5 protein-coding genes are annotated in these 6000 nt (G+C 48.0%); 1 reads left to right on the top strand and 4 read right to left on the bottom strand.

What is annotated here, in order from left to right; genetic code table 11:
• Window positions 1–22: 22 nt before the first annotated feature.
• The 4 genes from M0651_RS18590 to M0651_RS18575 form a co-directional block, all read right to left on the bottom strand.
• Window positions 23–2164 (bottom strand): ATP-dependent helicase, encoded by a 2142-nt coding sequence (locus tag M0651_RS18590; protein WP_248553220.1) that lies wholly within the window; start codon window positions 2162–2164, stop codon window positions 23–25.
• A gap of 251 nt (window positions 2165–2415) precedes the next feature.
• Window positions 2416–2940: a GyrI-like domain-containing protein gene (locus tag M0651_RS18585; protein ID WP_248553219.1), complete on the bottom strand. Its 525-nt coding sequence runs from the start codon at window positions 2938–2940 to the stop codon at window positions 2416–2418.
• A 129-nt stretch (window positions 2941–3069) separates the two neighbouring features.
• Window positions 3070–3813, bottom strand: coding sequence for a carbohydrate-binding protein (locus M0651_RS24370; RefSeq protein WP_504928352.1), 744 nt, complete (start codon window positions 3811–3813; stop codon window positions 3070–3072).
• A 294-nt stretch (window positions 3814–4107) separates the two neighbouring features.
• Window positions 4108–5091: a tRNA dihydrouridine synthase gene (locus tag M0651_RS18575; RefSeq protein WP_248553217.1), complete on the bottom strand. Its 984-nt coding sequence runs from the start codon at window positions 5089–5091 to the stop codon at window positions 4108–4110.
• Window positions 5092–5321: 230 nt separating this feature from the next.
• On the opposite strand from M0651_RS18575, the gene M0651_RS18570 reads away from it, so the two are divergent.
• Complete coding sequence (locus M0651_RS18570; RefSeq protein WP_248553216.1) at window positions 5322–5990, top strand: S-layer homology domain-containing protein; 669 nt, start codon at window positions 5322–5324, stop codon at window positions 5988–5990.
• The last annotated feature ends 10 nt before the right edge of the window (window positions 5991–6000 follow it).

The following is a 6000-nucleotide window of genomic DNA, read 5'->3' as shown; positions in this document are numbered from 1 at the left end:
CGCTGAATATTCAGCGTCTTTTTTATTCCCCATTTTTCCGCTCTAATAGCCCCATTTCAAGGCAGGTTGTCATCGCTAATGCCTTTTCGCCTGCCTGAAACTGAATATGAATGCGTTCATGGCTCACCTTAACGATAACGCCTGCTCCAAAGGCCCTGTGTTGAACCGTTTCCCCTTCGATGAGTTCGGTAGCTGTCCGGATCGCATTCGGATTGATCGGGGGTTCAACGGTAGCTGGATGCGATGTTTCAGACTCTTTTGGCGGATTCTGAATGCTCCTCACAGCCGTCACAAACCGTGACTCTGTCACCTCCGCCCCATCCCGTTTCTTATAAGTGATCAGTTCCAAATGCTTCTTCGCCCGGGTCATCCCCACATAAAATAATCGGGTGGCCTCCTCCATCATTTCCGCGTTCTCCTTATCGTCCTTGGACGGAAGGACCCCTTCCACTAGGTCGATCATATACACTCTTTCGAATTCCAAGCCCTTCGAGCTGTGCATTGTGGAGAAGGTGACGACATTCTGCCCCCTCTTCGACCTTGAGGTTCTCAACGCCGACTCCAAGTACTTTAACCTGCTTGCAAACTCCTCCATTGTAGTTAACCCCGCCGCAATTTCCTCCAGCGTGTTCAGGATGCCGATCAGGTATTCCTTGCGGAACCCAAGCCGCTCGCACATCTTCTCAAGGGCCTTCTCATAACCCAGCCGATCTCGAATGACATGAATGGCATGCAGGGGCGGCATTCCTTTCATTTGCTGAAACGTTTCCTTGCACATCGTTAGCTGCTTCACTTGATAATCCTGCACCGGTACCCGGTTCAGTAGATTATCAAATACCGACTCGTCATTATGAATCTCGAGCAAGGCTGCCATTTGCTGCTTGCTAATGTATCCATTGAATTTCAGATGAATCTTCTCCAGAATATCGGGACGCTTATCCGTGAACGTCATCCGCATGAAATTGAGGATATCCTCAACCACCCAATGGGAGAAAAAGCGGTTATCCGCATCCTTCATATAAAAAGGAATGCCTGCACGATCAAATGCATTCATTAAAGCGATGGATGAAGAATGATTTCGATAGAAGACGGCTACCTCGGTAAGATTCTCGAGCTGTTGAATCTCCTGAACTAGATATTTGGCCTGGTTGCCGTAATCGTCCAAACTTCGAATCTCAATCGGCTTGTAGGGAGGATTCTGGGTAAACATATTTTTCAAGTAGCGATCTTGGTTTCGCTGAATAAACGTGTTGGCGATCTCCACGATCTCTTTGGATGAACGGTAATTCTGCTCCATAAACAAGATCATCGCATCCGGGTAGACCTGCTTGAAGTTCAGCAAATAGGCAGGATCGGCCCCACGCCAGCTGTAGAGACTTTGATCATCGTCGGCGACGACGCATAGGTTATGATGCCGCTGCACCAGCTTCTCGATAATGGCATGCTGAACCCTGGACGTGTCCTGGCTCTCATCCGTTAGGACGTAATCATAACGCTCCTGATATTTGCGAAGCAAGCTCTCATCCCCCGCCAGGATCTGCTCGCAAACCACCAGCATGTCGTCATAATCCAGAAGCAGCGATCGGGTTCCGGATTGCTTGAAGAGCTCGTAATCCCGCAAAATCCGTTCAGCCTGGGGCACCTCCACCTTTACCGTGGACCACTGCTCGGAGGGGATCATTTTATTTTTGATAAAGCTGATGTAAGTGGTGAGCTCATCTAACTGGTCATCCGTGATGTTCTCTCCGGTAATCGCTTTAAAGAGATTCCGCAAAATGATCTTCTTATGCAAAGGTTGTTGTTCTGAATCTATGGTTTCTAGCTCGGCAGAGTTAGCTTCCCCTTCAATGATTTGAAATGGAGTCTGGATCACGCGGAAATGCTCCCGCACCACCTCGTAAGCCAAGCTATGGATCGTGGAGAAATCGACAGGCGTTAGCTGCGGATAGAGAGTTTTAAAGCGTTCCCTCATATCGTGGGCTGAAGCACGGCTAAAGGTCACGGCCTTGATTCTTCTCGGGGGTATCCCCTTCTCCTCGATCAAATAGCCGATGCGCTTAATGATCGTTGTCGTCTTCCCCGATCCGGGCGAAGCTAACAAAAGCAAGGGTCCTTCGGTTTGAAGGACCGCTTGCTTCTGGATTTCGTTTAATTCCATGCTCATGATGACTGACCCTTTTGAACGTTCATAGATAGGTAGCTTTCAAGCTCCTTCGGTCATTATACCTTTCGATCAGGGATGGAACAACCGTTCCGCGCCTGCCTTTGCATGAATATGGAAATCGCTGTTCATATTAAGATCGTCTGTGAAAAATCTCGATACAGCAGAGGAGCAGGAAAGTGAGAAGAGAACGCAAAAAAAGAGGGGCGTTTTGCCCCTCGCTACTATTCCAGTCTAGTTAGTTTCGGTTGAGGTTAAACCCTCCTTTTGCAGGGCAAATAATAGCCAAACGTAAAGAGGTTCTTTCCGTCCTCTTCGATCTTGGCAAACTTCTCGAAGGAATAATACTCCATTGATATCCCGACCATGGAGTAATCCGGCTCATACCCATGAGCTCGCATGACCTTCTCCGTTTTCCCATGCGCACCTTTCTCTAGATGAGGCGTCATTCCTTGGATCCAGCCGACCCCCATCAAACAATCGGGAATATCTCGGTAAGAGAAACCCTCCGGAACCGCAGCCTCCGGCTTAGCAAAGATCCCGGCAATATAAACAAACTCTTGGGTCTGAGGATTGTATTCCCCCATCCACCCAATCGTGTCTCCCTTGGGAGATACGCGATCGGGTAAACCTTGGAGCAAATCGTTGGTTCCGTCATTCAAGATTCGATTCCATAACTCAGGTACCGGGTTGGTCTTGCCAACGACGACCTCTTGACCAATAAATCGGACGGCTTTAAACTGTTGAACCTCAAGATCCACCTTGACTCCCAAAGGCATAACCTCACCTCCATACGTCTACTTTACATCCAACCGATATCAAGTACAATTATGGCTTACAACAAAGCAGGCAAAAAACAAGATCCACCATAACCTTACGATTGGTGGATCTTGTGTATTAGTTACTCTTTAGGATCTGCCGCCGTAGCTCTTATACTGAGCGTATACTTGATTTGCGTATTGATCCGCCAAGATCGGACGGCCATAGGAATCCGTGGCTCCCGGATACCAGTAATCGCCACCGTTATAGTGCAACAAGCCGTTATAGATGTTGCCGAATCGATTCATCTTCTCGTTCAAAATCAGTGCGCCCATGTATACTTGATCCTGTTCACTGCTATGGTTATAGGCATGACCAAACTTGGCGCTAAATTGAGACAAATACGCATTCCGCGTGTTGGGTTCAACCTGCATCAATCCGTCGCCGGCCGAAGGGCTGCCCGGTAGACCTGCGCCAAAGCTGCTTTCCTTCTTGATCACGGCGCTCAGCAATAAGGCAAAATCCCCGCCTTTACCATAAGCATTGTCCGCGTTCATGACATAGGTCCAGATGTGACTCGGAACTTCCCCAGGCTTTGTTACTGGTGATGGGTTTGGATTGGGATTGGGATTGGGGTTTGGGTTGGGGTTTGGATTCGTTCCGCCACCGCTGCTTAATCCCCATAAAGCCGGAACAACAGCAGGTTCCCAACCTACGAGGGAAGTATGTGCCTGAATGCAAGTATAAGTGCTTCCGTTATAAGTTACGGTATCGTTTACTGCGTATGAAGTATTTGGAGCCCATGCTCCTCTTGCGGCTGCACTTGCTGGAATAACTGCTAGAAAGGTAGACAGGATTACGGCTAAAACGACCAAAAGAGATGTGGCTTTCATAGAGACTTTTCTGCTAGTCATTTTTATACCTCCTCATATTAATAATCTGCGGCTCATCTAAGAGACGAACCACAAAATTGTAATCGCTCTATATTCCATACCTTTCATATGTTGACGAATTAAAACAATATCTTACAGTTCTGATCATACGAAAATATGAAAATTATTCCAATAGTTCCTAGGCCCTGCTTTTCTTGAAGTTTTATTGAACTTATGGACAGAGGAATCCCGCACACAAAAAAACGAGCCGGTCCAATACCGAAACTCGTTTTATGAAGCTGCGAATCCGCTGATTTAACTGTTTGACGTCTCTTCCATCTGATGCGCAAATGCATCCAGAAGCGCGCGAACTTCATCGGTAGACGCGGTGCTCATCAATTGATTTCTCAATTCACTTGCCCCTCGAAACCCTTTGACATAAACTTTAAAAAAGCGCTGTAGCGCCTTAAATGGCCGCGCCTCCAATTGTCCAGCATACTGATCATGGAGATCCAGGTGCAATCGTAACAGATCCAGATATTCGGCAGTGCTATGTTCTCTTGGCTCTTTTTCAAAAGCAAACGGGTTCTTAAAAATCCCTCGTCCAATCATGATCCCATCCACCCCATACTGCTCAGCCAGCTTCAAGCCCGTCTGACGGTCCGGAATATCGCCATTGATCGTAAGGAGGGTCTGCGGGGCCACCCGATCGCGAAGCGCTTTAATCTCAGGAATCAATTCCCAATGCGCATCGACTTGGCTCATTTCGTCTCGTGTCCGCAAATGGATCGACAGATTCGCAATATCTTGCTGCAAAATATGGGTCAACCAATCCCGCCATTCCTCCACCTCCGTGAAACCAAGTCGCGTCTTGACACTTACGGGGAGCCCCCCTGCCTTGGCGGCTTGGATGATGCCAGCGGCAACCTCTGGGCGGAGAATTAAGCCGCTCCCCTTCCCGTTGGAGGCCACATTCGGAACGGGGCATCCCATATTGATATCGATCCCTTTGAAGCCTTGCTGCGCCATCCCGATACTCATCTTTGCAAAAAATTCAGGCTTATCGCCCCATATATGCGCCACCATCGGTTGTTCATCCTCGGTAAAGAGCAAACGCCCTCGTACGCTATGATTCCCCTCCGGGTGACAATAGCTCTCCGTATTGGCAAACTCCGTAAAGTAGACATCCGGTCTCCCAGCTTTACTTACGACGTGACGAAACACAACATGCGTTACATCTTCCATTGGTGCAAGTATAAAAAAAGGTCGCGGTAAATCACGCCAAAAGTTATTCGTCATATGCAAACTCCTATCTTCTCGTTGTACCTAATACTCTATTATAATAGCTCCCCCTCACGATAGCATCCCCAGTTTCCTCCAATGAAAACATGACGGCATGGCCTCACCATGAACTAGAGCGCGAGTTTAAAGTTTTCTTTAAGTTTCACTTGCAGGCCATGCCCACGTGATAAAATGACAGCAGAAAAAATCAATAACATTTATCGCACAATAGGAGGGGCAAAAAAACGATGAAGAAAAAAGTTGTCGGCGTATTGATGACCTTGCTGCTTTGCTTCATTTCCGCCGATTACTTGGCCAATCACGCAACTTCTGCTACGAAGACTTCAGCCAAATTTACGGACTTGAAGGATCTGGACGAGATAACGAAAGCCAAGTTCGACGCGATGATATCCGCGGGTGTATTCGACGGCGTGTCTGAAGGCACATTCGGCCTTAATGAGGAAATGAACCGAGCGCAATTCGCTAAGGTTGCGGCGTTGATTTTCAACTTGGAGGTGGATACGGACTTAGAGACATCTTCATTCAGTGACGTTAAAGCCGATGATCCTGCATATGGATATGCGGTGCCATACATCGAAGCGGTAAAAGCCGCAGGGATCACGGATGGCTATAGAGAAGGTATCTATGATCCTTCAGGTAAGGTAACCAAGGAGCAGTTGGCTACGTTTCTGATTCGCGGGCTGGGAAAGGAAAAGGAGGCCACGGCAACGCTAGGAGTGGATGATCCCACAGTTTCTAATTGGGCTAAGGAGTATGTTGCCTATGCGATCGAAAAAAATTTGATGCCTACCGAAGACGACGGGACGTTCGGTGGGAAGGACGCTGCAACACGAAATCACCGACCCCACCAACAGAATCCCCAGTCTCATTCGCTCCGATTTTGCCTGGAATCTTAAACAGATCCGC

Origin of the sequence: Paenibacillus mellifer, assembly GCF_023195895.1 — a bacterium.
In the GTDB taxonomy this organism is placed as follows: Bacteria; Bacillota; Bacilli; order Paenibacillales; family Paenibacillaceae; genus Fontibacillus; species Fontibacillus mellifer.
The sequence above is the reverse complement of the archived record's forward strand: the minus strand, read 5'-3'. Positions and strand labels throughout refer to the sequence as shown.

What these genes read in the sequence shown, in the direction of transcription:
- M0651_RS18590 (WP_248553220.1), bottom strand. Translation starts at nt 2,164, where the DNA reads ATGAGCATGGAATTAAACGAAATCCAGAAGCAAGCGGTCCTTCAAACC.
- M0651_RS18585 (WP_248553219.1), bottom strand. Translation starts at nt 2,940, where the DNA reads ATGCCTTTGGGAGTCAAGGTGGATCTTGAGGTTCAACAGTTTAAAGCC.
- M0651_RS24370 (WP_504928352.1), bottom strand. Translation starts at nt 3,813, where the DNA reads ATGAAAGCCACATCTCTTTTGGTCGTTTTAGCCGTAATCCTGTCTACC.
- M0651_RS18575 (WP_248553217.1), bottom strand. Translation starts at nt 5,091, where the DNA reads ATGACGAATAACTTTTGGCGTGATTTACCGCGACCTTTTTTTATACTT.
- M0651_RS18570 (WP_248553216.1), top strand. Translation starts at nt 5,322, where the DNA reads ATGAAGAAAAAAGTTGTCGGCGTATTGATGACCTTGCTGCTTTGCTTC.